Origin of the sequence: Kibdelosporangium banguiense (assembly GCF_017876405.1) — a bacterium.
GTDB lineage: Bacteria > Actinomycetota > Actinomycetes > Mycobacteriales > Pseudonocardiaceae > Kibdelosporangium > Kibdelosporangium banguiense.
Genome location: NZ_JAGINW010000001.1, coordinates 1519876 through 1537193, shown reverse-complemented (window position 1 = coordinate 1537193; position 17318 = coordinate 1519876). Strand labels below are relative to the sequence as shown.

Annotated in this window: 17 protein-coding genes; 14 read left to right on the top strand and 3 right to left on the bottom strand. The window is 65.9% G+C overall.

What is annotated here, in order from left to right; genetic code table 11:
- Window positions 1-265 precede the first annotated feature (265 nt).
- Entirely contained in the window at window positions 266-2059 is a 1794-nt protein-coding gene (locus JOF56_RS07255) for an AMP-dependent synthetase/ligase (protein WP_209635726.1), read from the bottom strand.
- 200 nt (window positions 2060-2259) lie between these two features.
- The gene (locus tag JOF56_RS07250; protein WP_307854963.1) at window positions 2260-3258 is read right to left on the bottom strand and encodes an asparaginase; all 999 of its coding nucleotides are present in this window, start codon (window positions 3256-3258) and stop codon (window positions 2260-2262) included.
- Window positions 3259-3331: 73 nt separating this feature from the next.
- Here JOF56_RS07250 and JOF56_RS07245 point away from each other — a divergent pair, with 73 nt between their 5' ends.
- The 6 genes from JOF56_RS07245 (at window position 3332) to JOF56_RS07220 (ending at window position 7877) form a co-directional block, all read left to right on the top strand.
- Window positions 3332-4069, top strand: a complete 738-nt coding sequence (locus JOF56_RS07245) for an SDR family oxidoreductase (RefSeq protein WP_209635724.1) — start codon at window positions 3332-3334, stop codon at window positions 4067-4069.
- 69 nt (window positions 4070-4138) lie between these two features.
- Window positions 4139-4825 (top strand): ABC transporter ATP-binding protein, encoded by a 687-nt coding sequence (locus JOF56_RS07240; protein WP_209635723.1) that lies wholly within the window; start codon window positions 4139-4141, stop codon window positions 4823-4825.
- Window positions 4822-5478 (top strand): ABC transporter permease, encoded by a 657-nt coding sequence (locus JOF56_RS07235; RefSeq protein WP_209635721.1) that lies wholly within the window; start codon window positions 4822-4824, stop codon window positions 5476-5478. The genes JOF56_RS07240 and JOF56_RS07235 overlap by 4 nt, the downstream gene beginning before the upstream one ends.
- Window positions 5479-5480: 2 nt before the next feature.
- Window positions 5481-6611: a sensor histidine kinase gene (locus JOF56_RS07230; protein WP_209635719.1), complete on the top strand. Its 1131-nt coding sequence runs from the start codon at window positions 5481-5483 to the stop codon at window positions 6609-6611.
- Window positions 6608-7213 carry a response regulator transcription factor gene (locus tag JOF56_RS07225; protein WP_209635717.1) on the top strand — a complete coding sequence of 202 codons (606 nt, stop codon included), beginning with the start codon at window positions 6608-6610 and terminating at the stop codon, window positions 7211-7213. Before JOF56_RS07230 ends, JOF56_RS07225 begins: the two co-directional genes overlap by 4 nt.
- 13 nt (window positions 7214-7226) lie before the next feature.
- Complete coding sequence (locus JOF56_RS07220; protein WP_209635715.1) at window positions 7227-7877, top strand: class I SAM-dependent methyltransferase; 651 nt, start codon at window positions 7227-7229, stop codon at window positions 7875-7877.
- 185 nt (window positions 7878-8062) lie between these two features.
- Here JOF56_RS07220 and JOF56_RS07215 read toward each other — a convergent pair whose 3' ends face one another.
- Window positions 8063-8806 (bottom strand): FadR/GntR family transcriptional regulator, encoded by a 744-nt coding sequence (locus tag JOF56_RS07215; protein ID WP_209635713.1) that lies wholly within the window; start codon window positions 8804-8806, stop codon window positions 8063-8065.
- A gap of 72 nt (window positions 8807-8878) precedes the next feature.
- Between JOF56_RS07215 and JOF56_RS07210 the strand changes: the two genes are divergently transcribed.
- From JOF56_RS07210 to JOF56_RS07175, 8 genes are read left to right on the top strand one after another with little or no spacing between them, the layout of a single operon-like run.
- Window positions 8879-10369 carry an ABC transporter substrate-binding protein gene (locus tag JOF56_RS07210; RefSeq protein ID WP_209635711.1) on the top strand — a complete coding sequence of 497 codons (1491 nt, stop codon included), beginning with the start codon at window positions 8879-8881 and terminating at the stop codon, window positions 10367-10369.
- Window positions 10366-11316, top strand: coding sequence for an ABC transporter permease (locus JOF56_RS07205; protein WP_245378179.1), 951 nt, complete (start codon window positions 10366-10368; stop codon window positions 11314-11316). The genes JOF56_RS07210 and JOF56_RS07205 overlap by 4 nt, the downstream gene beginning before the upstream one ends.
- Window positions 11313-12146 carry an ABC transporter permease gene (locus JOF56_RS07200; protein WP_209635709.1) on the top strand — a complete coding sequence of 278 codons (834 nt, stop codon included), beginning with the start codon at window positions 11313-11315 and terminating at the stop codon, window positions 12144-12146. Before JOF56_RS07205 ends, JOF56_RS07200 begins: the two co-directional genes overlap by 4 nt.
- A 20-nt stretch (window positions 12147-12166) precedes the next feature.
- Window positions 12167-12943: an ATP-binding cassette domain-containing protein gene (locus tag JOF56_RS07195; RefSeq protein ID WP_245378178.1), complete on the top strand. Its 777-nt coding sequence runs from the start codon at window positions 12167-12169 to the stop codon at window positions 12941-12943.
- The gene (locus JOF56_RS07190; RefSeq protein ID WP_209635705.1) at window positions 12936-13712 is read left to right on the top strand and encodes an ABC transporter ATP-binding protein; all 777 of its coding nucleotides are present in this window, start codon (window positions 12936-12938) and stop codon (window positions 13710-13712) included. Before JOF56_RS07195 ends, JOF56_RS07190 begins: the two co-directional genes overlap by 8 nt.
- Window positions 13713-13714: 2 nt before the next feature.
- A complete protein-coding gene (locus tag JOF56_RS07185) occupies window positions 13715-15160 on the top strand; it encodes an aldehyde dehydrogenase family protein (protein ID WP_209635703.1) in 1446 nt (481 codons plus the stop codon).
- Entirely contained in the window at window positions 15157-15924 is a 768-nt protein-coding gene (locus tag JOF56_RS07180; RefSeq protein ID WP_209635701.1) for an SDR family NAD(P)-dependent oxidoreductase, read from the top strand. Before JOF56_RS07185 ends, JOF56_RS07180 begins: the two co-directional genes overlap by 4 nt.
- Before the next feature lie 11 nt (window positions 15925-15935).
- Window positions 15936-17315, top strand: a complete 1380-nt coding sequence (locus JOF56_RS07175; RefSeq protein ID WP_209635699.1) for an amidase — start codon at window positions 15936-15938, stop codon at window positions 17313-17315.
- Window positions 17316-17318: the final 3 nt, after the last annotated feature.

The following is a 17318-nucleotide window of genomic DNA, read 5'->3' as shown; positions in this document are numbered from 1 at the left end:
AAGATCAATTTCCGCCGGTTGCGCTCTTCGATGTCGTGCCGGCCCATCTTTCCTACCCCTCACGGTGTCGCCGGCATTTTCCGGCCAATCACGGAAGTCACCTGGAATGTACTGCCTCGAATGGCGCCGACGAATACGCCGTGTGCAGTAACACTGGTTTCGTCAATGATTGTCGCCGACGAACCCGTGATCGTTATCAAATGAGTCCCTGTCCCCGGCGACAAAGTTACTTGTCACCGGGGACGTCGCGTCACAATTCGTAGTGTTATGAGTACAGGGCATCAACGTCCGCGGCGAAGTCCTTCATGATGACCGCGCGCTTGAGCTTCAGCGACGGCGTCAGGTGTCCCGTCTCCGGGGAGAACTCCGCGGTCAGCACGCGGAACTTGCGCACCGACTCGGCCTTGGAGACCGCGTTGTTGCCCTCGTCGACCGCCCGCTGGATCTCAGCGTTGAAGTCGGCGTCGCCGCTCAGGTCGGACACGCTGGCCTGGGCCGGCTTGCTGTTGGCCGACTTCCAGTAGGTGAAGTAGTCCGCGTCGATGGTGATCAGCGCGGCGATGTAGCTCTTGCCGTCGCCGACCACCATGGCCTGCCCGACCAGCGGGTGGGCCGCGATGCGGTCCTCGATCACGGCGGGCGCGACGTTCTTGCCGCCGCTGGTCACCAGGATCTCCTTCTTGCGCCCGGTGATCTTCAGGAAGCCCTCGGCGTCCAGTTCGCCCAGGTCACCGGTTGCGAACCAGCCGTCGGAGTCCAGGCACGCCTGGGTAGCCTCGTCGTTCTGCCAGTAGCCGGGGAACACCTGGCCGCCCTTGATCTGGATCTCGCCGTCGTCGGCGATCCGCACGGCGGTGTTCGGCAGCGGGTGGCCGACCGTGCCCGGCTTGAACTTGTCGGGCGAGTTCACGGTGGCCGCCGCGCACGTCTCGGTCAGGCCGTAGCCCTCGAACACGACCAGGCCGACACCGCGGAAGAAGTGCGTCAGCCGCAGACCGAGCGCCGCGCCACCGGAGATCGCGTACTTGGCGTTGCCGCCCAGGGCCGCACGCAGCTTCGAGTACACGAGCCGGTCGAACAGCGCGTGCTTGAGCTTGAGCCCCAGGCCGGCCTTGCCGTCCGCCTCGCTGTAGGCGATCGCGGTCGCCGCGGCGGCGTCGAAGATCTTGCCCTTGCCCGCCGCGTGCGCCTTCTGCTGCGCGCCGTTGTAGACCTTCTCCAGCACGTACGGCACGGACAGGATGAACGTCGGCTTGAAGGTGGCCAGGTCCTCGGTCACCTTCTTGATGTCGGCGGTGTGGCCCAGCCGGGCCCGCGCCTGCACGGCGCCGACCTGCACCATCCGGCCGAACACGTGCGCCAGCGGCAGGAACAGCAGCGTCGAGGTGTCCTCGGTGCCCAGGCCTCTGAACACCGGCGCGAGCATCTCGACCACGTTGCCACCCTCCGAATGGAAGTTGGCGTGGGTCAGCACGCAGCCCTTCGGCCTGCCGGTGGTGCCGGACGTGTAGATGATCGTGGCGACGTCAGCGGCCTTGACGGCCTTGCGGCGCGCGTCCACGGCCTCCGCGGTTTCACCGGCACCGGCCGCGACGACCTCGTCGACCGCGCCTTTCTCGATGTTCCAGACCTGCTTGAGCGTGGGCACGTTGGCCCGCACGGCCTCCACCTTGGCCAGCAGCGCGTCGTTCTCCACGACCACCGCGACCGAGCCGGAGTCCGACAGGATCCACTGGACCTGTTCCTCCGAGGAGGTGGCATAGATCGGCACGGGCACGCCGCCGACCGCCCAGACGGCGAAGTCGAACAGGGTCCACTCGTACCGCGTGGCGGCCAGGATCGCGACCCGGTCACCGGTGCCGACACCGGAGCCGATCAGGCCCTTGCCGACGTCGACCACCTCGGCGAGGAACTGCGACGCGGTGACGTCCTGCCAGCCGGCGCCCACCTTGCGGCTGAACACGACCGTGTCCGGGACCTCTGCCGCGTTGTTGTAGATGAGGTCGGCCAGTCCACCGCCATAGGGCTCCACCAAGGGGGCGACTGCGATCTCGCGCATACCTCACTCCTCCGACCTGCTACTACTCGGTAACCAGGGTGACATAGTGCCTTCCCGCTGCGGTAACGGCCAGACCTCGCGGCCGAATCGGTACTTTCCGGGCAGACTCCTACTGTGCGGTAACCTGTACGTGGCGCCGGTAAACGTTTCCTCGGTCACAGCAAGAAATGTGCCTCCGGCATTCTTTACCGGGATTTTTCTCAGGTCACCCGGATCTCGCTGGAGTCGTGGAAGACACGGGTGATCTCGGTGCGATCCGCACCGGCCGACACAAGTACATGGAGGAGAACGCGGGCTTTGAACGGGTCCAGGAAACCCGCGTTGATGAGGCCCCGCGACAGCAGATCCTGTTCTGAACCAGGGTATCCGTAAGTGCGCCGCAGCACCGGGCCGGAACTCGTCCGCGACGCCAGCACGACCGGTTTCGCCTCGGCCAGCTCAGCCAGCAACGGCACCAGACGCGACGGCACGTGCCCGCCGCCGAACCCGGCGATGACCAGGCCATCGGTGTGTTCGGCGAACGGCTTGAGCCAGTTGCCGTCGTCGCCCAGGGCGGCGTGCACCATGCCGATCGAGGTCTCCGACAGCTTCGGCCCGCGGGGCAGCGGTGGGTACTGCCGTGGCCGGCTGAGCAGTACGAACTCCTGCTCGACGATGCGTCCGATCGGCGCGGCGTTGGGGGACGTGAACGCGCCCGTGCTCGTGCTGTGTGACTTGCGGACGTAGCGCGCGGCGTGGATCTCGTCGGACATCACCACGACACAGCCGAGGCCGCGTGCGTCCGGGTCCGCGGCCACACGCATCGCTGCCAGCAGGTTGGCCGGGCCGTCCGGACCGGCCTGTTGCGGATGGCGCATCGCTCCCGTCATCACGATCGGGACGTCCCCGCCGACGGTGCGGTCGAGGAAGTACGAGGACTCCTCGATCGTGTCGGTGCCCTGCGTGACCACGATCCCGGTCGCGCCCGCGGCGATCTCCTGCTCGATCCGGGTGGCCAGCGCGGCCAGGTCGGTGAATCCCAGATCGGGACTCGGCAGCTGCCGGAAATCGGCCGTGACCAGCTCGATATCCAGCTCGGGCAGGGTTTTGAGCAGATCGTCGGCATCCAGTCCGGGCACGACCGCGCCCGAGTCCGAACCGGAGGTCATGGCGATCGTTCCGCCGAGCGTCAGCATCGACAGCCTGGGTTTGTCCGTCACGCCCAGGACTTTATGTCGTACCGTTGCGGATTGAGTGCGCATGGGGATGCACACTCAAGACGATACTTGGGTCATGAACCAGGTTGCTGTGATCACTGGGGCCGGGTCGGGGATCGGCCGGGCCGTGGCCCTGGACCTGTTGGAATCGGGTTACCGGGTCGTGCTGGCCGGGCGCCGGGAGCAGGCGTTACGGGAGACAGCCGCGCTGAGTTCCGGCGAGTCCTTGGTCGTGCCGGCAGACGTGGCTGTCGCCGACTCTGTGCGGGCGTTGTTCGTGCGGGTCAAAGATGCTTTCGGTCGAGTTGACCTGCTGTTCAACAACGCAGGGCTGAACGCGCCGGGCAACGTCGGCGACCTCGCGCTGGCGGACTGGCAGCGGGTGATCGACATCAACCTGACCGGGTCGTTCCTGTGCGCGCAGGAGGCCTTCAAGATCATGCGTGAGCAGGACCCGCAAGGCGGCCGGATCATCAACAACGGGTCGATCTCCGCGACCAGTCCCCGGCCGGCGAGCCCGGCGTACACCGCGTCCAAACACGCGATCACCGGCCTGACGAAGTCGATCTCGTTGGACGGCAGGCAGTTCGGGATCGCATGTGGACAGATCGACATCGGCAACGCCGCCACCGACATGGGCAGCCGGATGGCCGACGGCGTGCCGCAGGCCAACGGGACGATCGTGGCCGAGCCGATCTTCGACGTGCGGCACGTTGCCGAAGCCGTGCGCTACATGGCCGCGCTGCCGTTGAACACCAACGTCCAGTTCATGACGATCATGGCGACCACCATGCCGTTCATCGGCCGGGGGTGACGGTCGTCATGGGTGCATCCGCGACTCGCGACACTTACCCGCTGACCTGCTAGTTCCTACCGTCGAAGTATGCAGACACGCTTCGAGAAGGTGAGCTTCAGCTACGGCTCGGTGCACGCGCTGACCGACGTCAGCTTCACTGTCCCGACTGGACAGACCGTGGCGTTGCTCGGCGCGAACGGCGCGGGAAAGTCCACCGCGGTCGACCTCATGCTGGGCCTGCGCCGCCCGCATCGCGGAACAGTGACTGTCCTAGGTGGACAGCCTGCGGCCGCTGTGGCAGCCGGGCGAGTAGGTGCGATGCTGCAGACCGGTGGGCTGCCTGCGGACTCGACCGTCGGTGAAGTCGTGGACCTTGCGCGTTGCCTGTACGGCAAGCGGCGCACACTCGCCTCGATTCTGGATCTGGCCGGGCTCACCGAACTGCAGCGCCGAAGAGTGGACAGGTTGTCCGGTGGTCAGGCGCAGCGAGTGCGCTTCGCCGTCGCGATGGCAGGCAAACCCGACCTGTTGTTCCTGGACGAACCCACAGTGGCACTGGACTTCAAGGCGCGCAGGCAGTTCTGGAAAACCGTGAAATCCGAGGGAAACACGGTTGTCTTCGCGACTCACTACCTCGACGAGGCCGACGAGTACGCCGACCGCGTGATCGTGATCGACCGCGGCCGCGTCGTCGCCGATGGCGAACCCGCTGTGATCAAAGGCGATTCCAGCCTGGAGCACGCGCTGGTCGAACTGACCGAGGAGGAGCTGTGATCGCGTACATCAGGTTCGAGGTCCTGCGGGTCCTGCACAACCCTCGCTACCTCGTGTTCCTCATCGTCATGCCGGTCGCGTTCGCGTTGATCTGGGCCAAGCAAGGACCCGGCGTGATGGTGGCGATGGCCGTCTACGCGGCGTGCGGTGGCGCGCTTCTGGGCAGTGGCAACACAATCGCCGAAGATCGGCTCACCGGCTGGGTACGGCAGCTGCGGGTGACTCCGTTGCCGGGTCGGGCGTGGCTCGGCGGCAAGGTCGTCCAGGGGATGCTGACCGTTCTGCCGGGTTTGGTCGCGGTCGGTGTCGTCGCGGTCGTGAAAGGACAGATCCCGCCCGGCCGATGGCTGGAGATCCTGGTTGTCATGCTGGTCGGTTCGTTGCCGTTCGTACTGGTCGGGGTGTTTGTCGGGTTGCTGGTGCGTGGCAAGACCGCGACTGTCGCGTTGATGATCGTGTTCTTCACGCTGATGTTCCTCGGCGGCGTGGTCGGAGGGGAGACGCTGTGGTCCTGGGCACCGACGCACAGCCTGCTCGACGCGGGCCTGAATGTGCTGGACGGACGTACGATCGGCGTAACCGGGCTGCTCAACCTGGGTATTTGGACCGTGGCAGCCGGTGTGGGAGTTCTGTTCCGGGTGCGCCGGGCGTAAGAATGAACGATGTGAACGTCGAGATGGACCTTGCCGACGACCAGGTCCGGGCGATGTGGAACAGACGGCTCTGGTCGCGGTTCGTACTGATGTACCTGGCGTTGACCACGTCCGCGGTGATCTATCTCGCGGGCTCCCCGCCGCCGTGGCAGGCTGTGCTGGTTCTGCTGGGCGCGTTCCTCACCGCCGTTCTCGGCATGCGCACCACGTTCAATCTCACGATCCCATGGCTGGGGCGGTTGCCGTTCTGGCCGTCGTACGCCGTGCTTGTCGTGCTGTGCTTGACGTTGCCTGCGGTCGCCGGCTCGGAATGGGCGTTCAACTCCGCCTGGGCCAGCGCCGCGACCGGCTGGATCGGCGGCCGATGGGTGGCCGGACGGCTGCTCGCGATCGGCGCCGTGGTCGGTGTCGTCGCCTGGCAGGACGATCTGGAACCGGCCATGATCGCGTGGCTCGCGCTCATCGGCATGCTGGTCGGCTTCTTCACCAGCCAGGCCCGGCGCCAGTACGACATGTTCGAGGTGCTGCAGGCCAGCCGCCGGGAACGCGCCCGGCTGGCGGTGGCCGACGAACGCGACCGGATCGCCCGCGACCTGCACGACCTCGTCGGCCACAGCCTGTCCGTGATCGCGGTGAAGACAGAGCTGGCGCGACGCCTGGTCCTGATGGACCCGGAGAAAGCCGAGAAGGAACTCGCCGACATCGACACCGTGGTACGCCGCGCGCTGGCCGAAGTCCGCCAAGCCGTCACGAACTACCGTCAGCCCACCCTCGCCGGCGAACTCGCCTCCGCCCGGCGCGCCGCGGCCTCCGCCGGCATCGATTGCCGCGTCGAATCACCGGACTCATGGTCCCTGCCCGCCCCGGTCGACGGAGCCCTCGCCTGGACCGTACGCGAAGGAGTCACCAACGTGTTGCGGCACAGCCGTGCCTCGAACTGCACGATCAAGCTGTCCCTGATGGACTGCATGGCCGAGGTCGCGATCGTCGACGACGGCGTCGGCCCAGGAACATCCGGCCGGGGCAACGGCCTGCGCGGCCTGTCCGAACGCGCCGAGGCCCTCGGCGGCTCGATGACATCAGGCCAGTCGGAGACCTCCGGCTTCTACGTCAAGGTCCGGGTCCCAGCATGATCACCTTGCTCCTCGCCGAGGACCAGACCATGTTCCGCGGCGCCATGGCCACACTGCTGTCCCTCGAACCGGACCTCTCCGTGGTCGTCCAGCTCAGCCGCGGCGACGAAGTCGTCAACGCGGCCACAGCCTTCCGCCCCGACATAGCCCTCCTCGACATCGAAATGCCCGGCATAGACGGACTCGAGGCCGCCCGCCGCCTCAGAGCCGCGGTCCCCACCACCCGCGTCATGATCCTCACAACCTTCGGCCGCCCCGGCTACCTCCGCTCAGCAGTGGACGCCGGAGTCGCCGGGTTCCTCCTCAAGGACGCTCCCGTAACGGAACTCGCGGTGGCCATCCGCAAAGTCTTCGCCGGTGAACAAGTAGTCGACCCATCCCTGGCCCTCGCGGCTCTGAGCGAAGGCGCAAGCCCGCTTACCCCACGCGAAACCGAAGTCCTCGCCGCCTCCCGCAGCCACGGCACAATCGCCGACATAGCCCGCGGCCTCCACCTCTCCCCAGGAACCGTCCGCAACCACCTCTCCGCCGCCATCCAAAAACTGGGCACCCGAACCCGAACCGAAGCCCTCTCCGTCGCCGAATCCAAAGGCTGGCTCTGACCTTGCCGGGACTATGGTTTCCGCCGTGACCGAACAGTCCACGTTGCACGACACCAGAGTCGCCTACGACGCCATCGCGTCCCTCTACGCCGAGCTTTTCAGCAATGTGCTTGAGACCTTACCGATGGAACGTGCGCTCCTGGCCGCGTTCGCCGAACTCGTGCAGACCCACGACGCAGGACCGGTCGCCGACATCGGCTGCGGACCCGGCCACATAACGGCACACATGAACGCACTCGGACCGGCAACCTTCGGCATCGACCTGTCCTCCGCGATGATCGCCCTGGCCCGCCAAGCCCACCCGAACCTCCAGTTCGACGAAGGCTCGATGACCGCCCTGAACCTCGCCGACGGAACCCTCGGCGGCATCATCGCGTTCTACTCGGTGATCCACACACCGCCACAGCAACTGCCCGCCGTGTTTACAGAGTTCGAGCGAGTGCTCGCCCCAGGCGGCCACCTAATGCTCGGATTCTTCGCCGGCGACAACCCGGTACCGCAGGAATTCGACCACAAAGTCACGCTCGCCTACCGATGGTCACCCGACAGTCTCGCAGACCTGTTGCGCCAGGCCGGTTTCGCCGAAGTCGCCCGCCTGCAACGCGAGCCCCGGACAGGCGAGCGATTCCAACAGGCCAGCCTCCTGGCCCGCAAAAAGCCATGATCTTCCGGCAGAACCACCCATTCGGGTAAACCCCGAACGAACGGCCCACTCGCACGGACTCACCCCCCAAACCCACAGCCCACCCCGCTTCCTCTGCAGTGGAATTGAAGCCGGGGAGCCCTCACCCCCTTTGGGAGGGTGGGGGCTGTCATTTTGGGGAGAGGGCGGAAAAGGGCTGTTCTGGGCTAAGGGTCCAGTAAGGGAAGCAGCAGTGCGCGGTCGGGCTCGGGCAGGAATTCCGCGTATGAGTCGTGCAGCGCATGGCGGGACAACCGCGAAGCCAAGGCCCCGTCCCCGTCCCGAATCGCTTGCAGCACTTCGGAATGGTGCTTCAGGTAAGCCTGCATCAAAGCGGTCCGGTCGGTCGCGTGAGCCAGCCGGTCGGTGATGAGGTCCACGACAACGCCGCGAACCACGTTGCTGCACACCACAATCAGCGAGTTCTGAGTCGCGCGGGCCACCGCGTCGTGGAAAGCCACATCTGCGGCGCTGAACTCGGCATAGCCCACATCCACGGCCGAAGTCATCTCCAGCAGCGCTGCCTCCATCTCGGCGAGCTGCGAGGCGGTTCGGAGTCGCGCGGCCAACTGGTAGGCGGACCCTTCGAGCAGCATGCGGAACTGAAGCAGTTCGGCCAACGACATCGACGACGCGCGAGCCAGCCGGGACATCGACTTCTGTAAGGAGGACGATGACGGGGGCAGGATCTCCGGGCCGCGCGGGTCGCCTGCCCTGGACTGGATCATGCCGTTGCTTTGCAGGACGCGGAGGGCCTCGCGGACAGTTGAGCGGCTGACGCCGAACTGGGTCATCAGGTCGCGTTCGCTGGGCAGGCGTGCGCCGGGTTCGAGGCGGCCGGAGAGGATGGCTTCTTCGATCTGCTCGACCACGCGTTCGTAGGCCCGGACTGGGCTGACCGGCGAGAACATCGATGACCGCCCCTCTTGACCAATGCGGCGACGAGTGCAAGTCTACTGGTCAGACCAGCATACTAGGTGGTGATGCCTGTGCGGGTGTTCGTCGCGGCGGTAACCCTCGCGATGCTGGCGAGTGCGTGCTCGGCCGGGTCTTCAGTGACCGGTCCGGCCGACCCGGATGCGATCTCGATCGGGTTCACCGCTGAGCCGGCCAATCTGGACTTCACCCGTACCGATGGTGTCGCGATTGCGCAGGCGCTGCTGCTCAACGTGTACGAAGGCCTGGTCAGGCTGGACGCGAACGGCAAGATCGTGCCACTGCTGGCCAAGCAGTGGACCGTGAGCGACGACCGCAGAACGTACGACTTCTACCTGTGGGAGGGCGTCAAGTTCTCCAACGGCCGGCCCTTCACCGCACAGGACGTCAAGTTCTCCCTCGACCGGGTGAAAACCGACTGGACGATCTCGCTGAAGTCCAAGATGGACGTTGTGGACCGGGTCCAGGTCGTCGATCCCGCGCACGCCCGGGTAACGCTCAAGCGCCCGAGCAACGCCTGGTTGTTCGACATGACCACCCGGGTCGGCGCGATGTTCAGCCAGAGCGGCGTCGCGGACCTGCCGAACACTCCGATTGGCACCGGGCCGTATGTTTTCGCGTCCCGCAAACGCGGTGACTCGATTGTGCTGCGCGCGAACCCGTCCTACTGGGGCAAGCGGCCGACGTACACCACGGTCTACCTGAAGTACTTCAAGGATCCGACCGCGCTGAACAATGCCTTGCTCAGCAACGGTATCGACGTGATCTCCGCGATCACCACGCCGGACTCGGTGCCGCAGTTCGAGAGCGACACCCGGTTCACGGTCCTGCAGGGCACCACGAACTCCGAAGTCACGCTGTCGTTCAACAGCGCCAAACCGCCGTTGAACGACAAGACGGTCCGTCAGGCCCTGATGTACGCGGTCGACCGGAAAGCAGTGATGGCAACGGTCGCGGCCAACCGTGGCACCTCGATCGGCAGTATGGTCCCGCCGACGGATCCGTGGTATCAGGACTTGTCCCGGACCTATCCGCACGATCCGAGCCGTGCGAAAGCGCTGCTGATCCGTGCGGGCCAGCAGAATCTGAAGCTACGTCTGCGTGTGCCGAACCTGCCGTACGCGATGTCGGCCGCTCAGGTGGTGGCCTCGGACCTCAAGGAAGTCGGCGTCGAGGCGACCATCGAACCGCTCGACTTCCCGGCGGTGTGGCTCAAACAGGTCTTCACCGACCACGACTTCGACATGTCGATCATCCAGCACGTCGAGGCCCGCGACATCGTGACCTTCGCCAATCCCAAGTACTACTGGGGATACGACAACCAGGAAGTCCGTGACCTGATCACCAAGGGCGACTCGGGTTCGGCCGAGGACCAGGTCACCGCCATGCAGGAGGTGGCGAAGATCCTCAACGAGGACGCGGCCGCCGACTGGTTGTTGCTGTTCCCCAACTTGATCGCGGCCAAGACGAAGGTCACCGGCCTGGTCCGCAACCAGGTCGGCGAATCGTTCGACCTCACCGGCCTGGGGCGCGCATGATCGTACTGAGCGTCGTTCGCCGGACCGCGATCTTCGTGGTGAGCGCTGCCGTCGCGTCGGTGGCTGTGTTCCTGTTCATGGCAGTGCTGCCAGGCGATCCCGCGCAGGTCGCGCTCGGCGTCAATGCGACGCCTGAGCTCCTGGCGAAGACCAGGACCGAGTTCGGTATCGACCGTCCACTCACGACTCAGTATTTCGACTGGATCGGTGGCGTGCTGACCGGCGACTTCGGCCGGTCGTACGTCACCCGTGATCTGATCGGGCCACAACTGGTTGACAGGTTGGGCGTGACGTTGTGGCTGGTCGGTGCCGCGATGATCGTCGCGTTGCTGATCGCGGTGCCGTTGGGCAGCATCGCCGCGGTGCGTCACCGGAAGGCCAGCGGGGCATTGATCTCGGGAGTTTCGCAGCTGGGTGTCGCTGTGCCCGCGTTCCTGGCGGGAATCTTGCTGGTGCAGGTTTTCGCTGTCCAGTTGCGGTTGTTGCCCTCAGGTGGCTGGACGCCGCCGAACCAGGATTTCGTCGAGTTCATCCGGGGATTGATCCTGCCCGCGTTGTCGCTGGGTCTTGTGCAAGGCGCTGTGCTCACGCGATATGTCCGTTCAGCAGTGCTGGACACGTTGCGGGAGGACTATCTGCGGACCGCCCGCGCCAAAGGACTGAAGCCAGGGCGGGCATTGCGGCGGCACGGGCTGCGAAACGCAGCCGTGCCCGTGGTGACAGTTCTGGGTTTGCAGCTGACGACACTGCTCATCGGTGCGGTCGTCGTCGAGCGAGTGTTCGTGCTGCCAGGTATGGGAAGTATGCTGCTCGACTCGGTTGCGGCCCGTGATCTGCTTACCGTGCAGGGGATCGTACTTGTCCTCGTGATTGCCGCACTGTTGGTGAACTTCCTGGTAGACCTGTTGTACACGGTCATCGACCCACGGCTGCGGAGGTCCCGATGACAACCGCCGTGACGAAACGCACCAGCGCGTCGCTGGTCGTGGGCGCGCTGCTGATCGGTCTGGTCGTGCTTGCGGCGGTCGTTTCGTTCTTCTGGACGCCGCATGATCCGCTGCGTGTGGACGCCGCCATCCGGTTGCTCGGCCCGACCGGCGACTATCTGCTGGGAACCGACAAGTTCGGCCGGGACCTGCTCAGCCAGATCATGGTCGGCGCACAGACGACTCTGTACGTCGGCGTGGTCGCGGTCGGTGTGGCGGCAGTGATCGGGACGCCGCTGGGGATTCTCGCCGGGATGGGCCCGCGATGGCTGGGCGAGTTCGTGATGCGGGTCAACGACTTGGTACTGGCGTTCCCGGCACTGCTGCTGGCGATTATGTTCGGCGCTGTGTTCGGCGCCGACACACTCACCGCGATGATCGCCATCGGTATGGCCACTGTGCCATCTTTCGCGCGAATCGCCAGGTCAGGCACGCTTCAGGTGATGAGTACCGAGTACGTGCTCGCAGCGCGTGCGGCCGGCCGCTCCCGGCTCAGGATCGCCGGCAGGCACGTCCTGCCGAATATCGCCGGGCTGCTGATCGTGCAGAGCTCGGTCTCGTTCGCGATCGCGGTGCTGTCGGAGGCCGCGTTGTCGTTCCTCGGTTTCGGCACACGCCCGCCGGCCCCGTCGTGGGGCCGGATGCTGCAGGAATCGCAGGAACTGCTTGCCGTGCAACCAAGATTGGCGCTGGTGCCGGGTGTCGCGATCGCCATCGCCGTGCTGGGCTTCAACCTGCTGGGCGACGGCCTGCGTGACCGGCTCGATCCGCGATTGGCGGGCCGCCGATGAGTGTGCTCACTGTGGACAGTATGAGCGTCTCGGTCGGCGACTGCGTTCTGGTGGAGGACGTGTCGTTCGAGATCGGCCGGGGCGAGCGGGTCGGGCTGATCGGCGAGTCCGGCTCCGGCAAGTCGCTGACCGCGTTGGCCGTGATGGGCCTGCTGCCGGAAGACCTCAAGGCGTGGGGTTCGGCGAAGCTCAACGGCCGCGAGCTGATCGGCGCCAAGGAGCGGGAAATGTCCCGGTTGCGTGGCCGCGACATGACAATGGTGTTCCAGGAGCCGATGACCGCGCTCAACCCGTTGATGCCTGTGGGCAAGCAGATCGCGGAGGTCATGCAGGTCCACGGCCGCGATCGCGGTGCTTCCCAGCGCGCCGCGCTGGATCTGCTGAACATGGTGCGGCTGCCCGATCCCAAGCGAGCCGCGAAGGCGTATCCGCACCAGCTTTCCGGTGGTCAGCGGCAACGCGTGATGCTCGCGATCGCGTTGGCCAACAACCCGTCGCTGCTGATCTGTGACGAACCGACCACGGCGCTCGACGTGACCGTCCAGGCGCAGATTCTCGAGCTGATCCAGGCTGTGACAGGGGAGTCGGCGCTGCTGTTCATCACGCATGACCTCGCGGTCGTCGCATCGGTGTGCGAGCGTGTACTCGTCATGCTTGACGGCCGGATTGTGGAATCGGGACTGGTCAAGGACGTCTTCACCATGCCGTCACATCAGTACACCCAGCAACTGCTGGCGAGCTCGGACATGGAGTCGACGGATGCGAACGGCCGGTTGTGGACGGTGACGCGTGATTGAGGTCAAGGACCTGCGCCGGACTTACCGTGGCCGGCCAGGCGGCCGGCGAACCGAGGCGCTGCGGGGCGTGTCGTTCGACGTCAGTGCCGGTCAGCGGTTCGGCATCGTCGGCGAGTCCGGCTCCGGGAAGTCCACTTTGGTCAGATTGATGGCCGCGCTGGACAAGCCGACCAGCGGATCGATCTCCTTCAGGGGCACCAGGATCGAGAATCTGCCGGAGCGCAGGCTGAAGTTCCTGCGTGACGATCTGCAGGTGGTCTTCCAGGACCCGATGAGCTCGCTCGACCCCCGGATGCGGGTGCGCGACATCATCTGCGAGCCGCTGGACCGCAACCATGATCGCAAGGAGCGCCTGCGTGAGTTGCTCGACGCCGTCGGGCTGCCGCAGGAAGCCGCTTCCCGCTATCCGCACCAGTTTTCCGGCGGGCAGCGGCAGCGGATCTCCATCGCACGCGCTCTGGCGCCATATCCCAAAGTTCTTGTGGCCGACGAACCGGTCAGCGCCCTGGACGTCTCCGTGCGGGCGCAGATCCTGAACCTGCTGGCCGATCTGGTGGACCGCTACGACCTCACGCTGGTGTTCGTCTCGCATGACCTCTCGGTGGTCCGGCACGTGTGCGACACGGTCGCCGTGATGCGCCAAGGCGAGATCGTCGAGCTCGGTGCGGTCGAGCAGGTCTACCAGGACCCGGCGCATCCCTACACCCAGGATCTCATTTCCGCCGCGCCGACCCTGCGAGGCGCGCTAGCGAGATTTCAGGAAGGATGACCATGTTCCAGCCGCCCTACCCTGCCGGGCTGCCGATCGGGTCAGAGTGGGTGACCGTCCCGAGCACAGTGCCGGTGACGTTCCCGTACGACGGGACTGTGGTCGCCGATGCGCCGCTCGGTTCGGAACAGCTTGCGCACAAAGCGTTGGACGAGGCCGTGGCGATCAAAGCCGAGGTGGCCAAGCTCTCGTCGCGCGCCCGGCGGCAGATCTTGGACTCGGCCGCCGGCGCGATCATCGCCAACCGTGCGGAGTTCGAGCACCTGCTGGTCCTGGAAACCGGGAAACCGCTGGTGGACTGCCGGACCGAAGTCGCAAGAACAATCGTGACGCTGCAGGCCTCGGCTGAGGAGGTCGCTCGGGTACACGGCGAGACGGTTCCGCTGGATCTGCTGCCGTCCGGAGACGGACTGGTCGGATACTGGACCAGACGCCCGATCGGGGTGGTCGTCGGGATCGCGGGCTTCAACTACCCGCTGCTGCTGGCCGCGCACAAGATCGCGCCATCGGTCGCGGCAGGCTGTCCGGTTATCTGCAAGCCTGCTCCCGCAACGCCTTTGGCGACGTTGTGGCTCGTGGACCTGATGCGGACCGCCGCAGTCGAGGCGGGCGCTCCCGCCGGGATAGTCCAGCTCGTGACCGGTGACGCGGAGGTCGGCGTGGCGCTGGTCACCGACAGGCGGATCGGCGCGGTCTCGTTCACCGGATCGTCCACTGTGGGCCATCAGATCGCGCGAGATGCCGCACCTGTCAAGACTTTGCTGGAGCTTGGGTCCAATGCCGCGATGGTGGTCGCAGCCGACGCGGATCTGGACGCGGCCGTGAATGCCGTGCTGCGCGGCGGCTTTTACGCGTCGGGTCAAGCTTGTATTTCGGTCCAGCGCTTGATCGTGCTTGACGCGGTCGCCGAGGAGTTCACAGCCAAGCTGTTGGCGCGGCTTGGTGAAGTCGTGACAGGCGACCCGCGTGAGGAAGAGACACGGGTGTCGGCGTTGATCGACGAGCGGTCCACGAAACGTGTGCTGCAATGGGTCGAGGTCGCCGTCTCGGCGGGTGCCAGGATCCTTGGCGGTGGTGGCCTGGACGGGGGCGTGATCAGGCCGACTGTGCTGACGAATGTGCCGGCCGGCTCCGCGTGCTGGGACGAGGAGATCTTCGGCCCGGTCGTCTGCCTGCGCACTGTGTCCACAGTGGATGAGGCATTCGCCATGGTCAACGACTCACGGTACGGCCTGAACGCCTCGGTATTCACGAGCTCGCTGGCCACCGCGCACCAGGCGATCGACACGCTGGAAGTCGGTGCGGTCGTGGTGAACGACGTGCCGGGATTCCGTGCGGACACCATGCCGTACGGCGGTGTGAAGGACTCGGGCATCGGCCGGGAAGGGCCGCGGTTCGCGATCGAGGAGCTGACTGTGACAAGAATGGCGGTGATCCGGCCGGCATGACCGACTACGCGAATCTGTTCCGGCTGGACGGCCGACGGGCGATCGTGCTCGGCGCGGGCAGCGGCATCGGCCGGGAATCCGCCCAGGCACTGGCCGCGCACGGCGCTTCGGTCGTCTGCGCGGACGTCGATTTCGACGCGGCACAGGGGACCGCGTCGCTGATCGACGCCGAGGCGTACGAGATCAACGTGCTTGACACCGACGCGGTCGGCAAAGCCGCGGCGGATCTCGGCGAGTTGGACGTTGTTGTGCTGACTGCCGCGATGAACGTGCGCAAGCGATTGCTCGACTACACCCGGGAGGAGTTCGACCGGGTCGTCTCGTTGAATCTCGGCGCGACTTTCGAAGTGCTGCGGGCGTTCGGCGCGGGCATGGTCGAGCGCGGCCGCGGCAGCATCATCGGGTTCTCGTCGATCAGAGGCACGGTCGTCGAGCCAGGTCAAGGCGTGTACGCGGCGACCAAAGCCGGGCTCGTGCAGATGTTCCGCACCGCGGCCGCGGAGTTCGGTCCGTCCGGGGTGCGCGTGAACGCGATCGCGCCAGGTGTTGTGGAGACACCGCTGACCACGCAGATCAAGGCGAATCCCGACTGGTACCAGGCATATGCGGACAAGGGCGCACTCGGTCGCTGGGCGCGGCCGTCGGAGCTCGCGGGTGCCGTGGTGTACCTGGCTTCCGATGCCGCCAGCTTCGTGACCGGGGCCGTACTCGCTGTGGACGGCGGCTGGACCGCGGTCGACGGCCGCTTCGACCCGCCTGCGTGAAGGGGAATGTGATGACCGAGCTCGCGGATCTGACCGCGGTCGAGCTGATCGGGGAGTACCAGTCGGGTTTGTCGCCGGTCGAGGTGGCTGAGGCTGTGCTGGCCAGGATCGCCACGCATGAACCGACGTTGAAGGCCTTCTACACGCACGACCCCGAAGCCGTGCTGACGGCTGCCCGTGCAGCTGAGCAGCGGTGGAGGATCGGAAGTCCACAAGGGATCCTTGACGGCGTGCCGGTGACGATCAAGGAGAACATCGCCACCGAGGGAACGCCTGTCCCACTGGGCACTGCCGCGACCGAGCTCGTTCCCGCTTCGCAAGACGCTCCTGCTGCGGCAAGACTTCGTGAAGCCGGTGCGATTCTGCTCGGCAAGACCACGATGCCGGACTACGGCATGCTGACCTCAGGCTTGTCCAGCTTCCACGAAGCATCGCGTAACCCTTGGGACACAACGCGTACGCCGGGCGGTTCGAGCGCAGGTGCCGGTGCTGCGGGCGCGGCCGGCTACGGGCCACTGCACCTGGGCACCGACATCGGCGGCTCGATCCGGCTGCCAGCGGGATGGTGCGGACTCGTCGGACTGAAACCGAGTTTCGGCCGTGTACCAGTGGATCCGCCGTACATCGGCCGTGTCGTCGGGCCGATGACCAAGACGGTCGCTGACGCGGCGCTGCTGATGCAGGTGTTGTCGCAGCCTGATCCTCGTGACCACATGAGCCTCCCGCCGGGACGGATCGTCTGGCAGTCCTTGAGTTTCGATCCCGTCGGCCTGAGAGTGGGGCTGCATCTGGAAGCGGGCGTCGGGCTCGACGTCGAACCCGGCATCCGGACCGCGGTGGACGAAGCGGCCAGGCTGTTCGAGACCGCCGGGATCACGGTGGAACCCATGCAACCGTTCGTCACCAGGGAAATGCTTGACGGTCTGGACCTGTTCTGGCGCACCAGGCTGTGGTCCGACCTGGTGGAGCTGCCTTCCGAGCGCCTCGGCAAGGTCCTGCCGTACATCTCGACGTGGGCACGCGCCGGAGCCTACGCTCAGGGCGTCGCGGTCTACCGCGGCTTCTCACAGATCGACAAGATGACAGTGGCGGCGCTCAAGGCGACGTCGTCGTTTGATTTCGTGCTCTCGCCGGTTTCGCCGGTGTCAGCATTTCCCGCGGAATGGGCCTCACCGGTGAACGACCCGGCTCAGCCGTTCGAACACATCGGCTTCACAGTGCCGTACAACATGTCCGGCCAGCCGTCCGTCTCGGTGAACTGCGGTTACACCAGCGACGGCCAGCCGATCGGCCTGCAGATCACCGGGCGGCGGTTCGACGATCTCGGCGTGTTGAGGATGGCGGCCCTGTTCGAACAACTGCGTCCGGCGCAGCGATCAGCCGTATTGTGACCG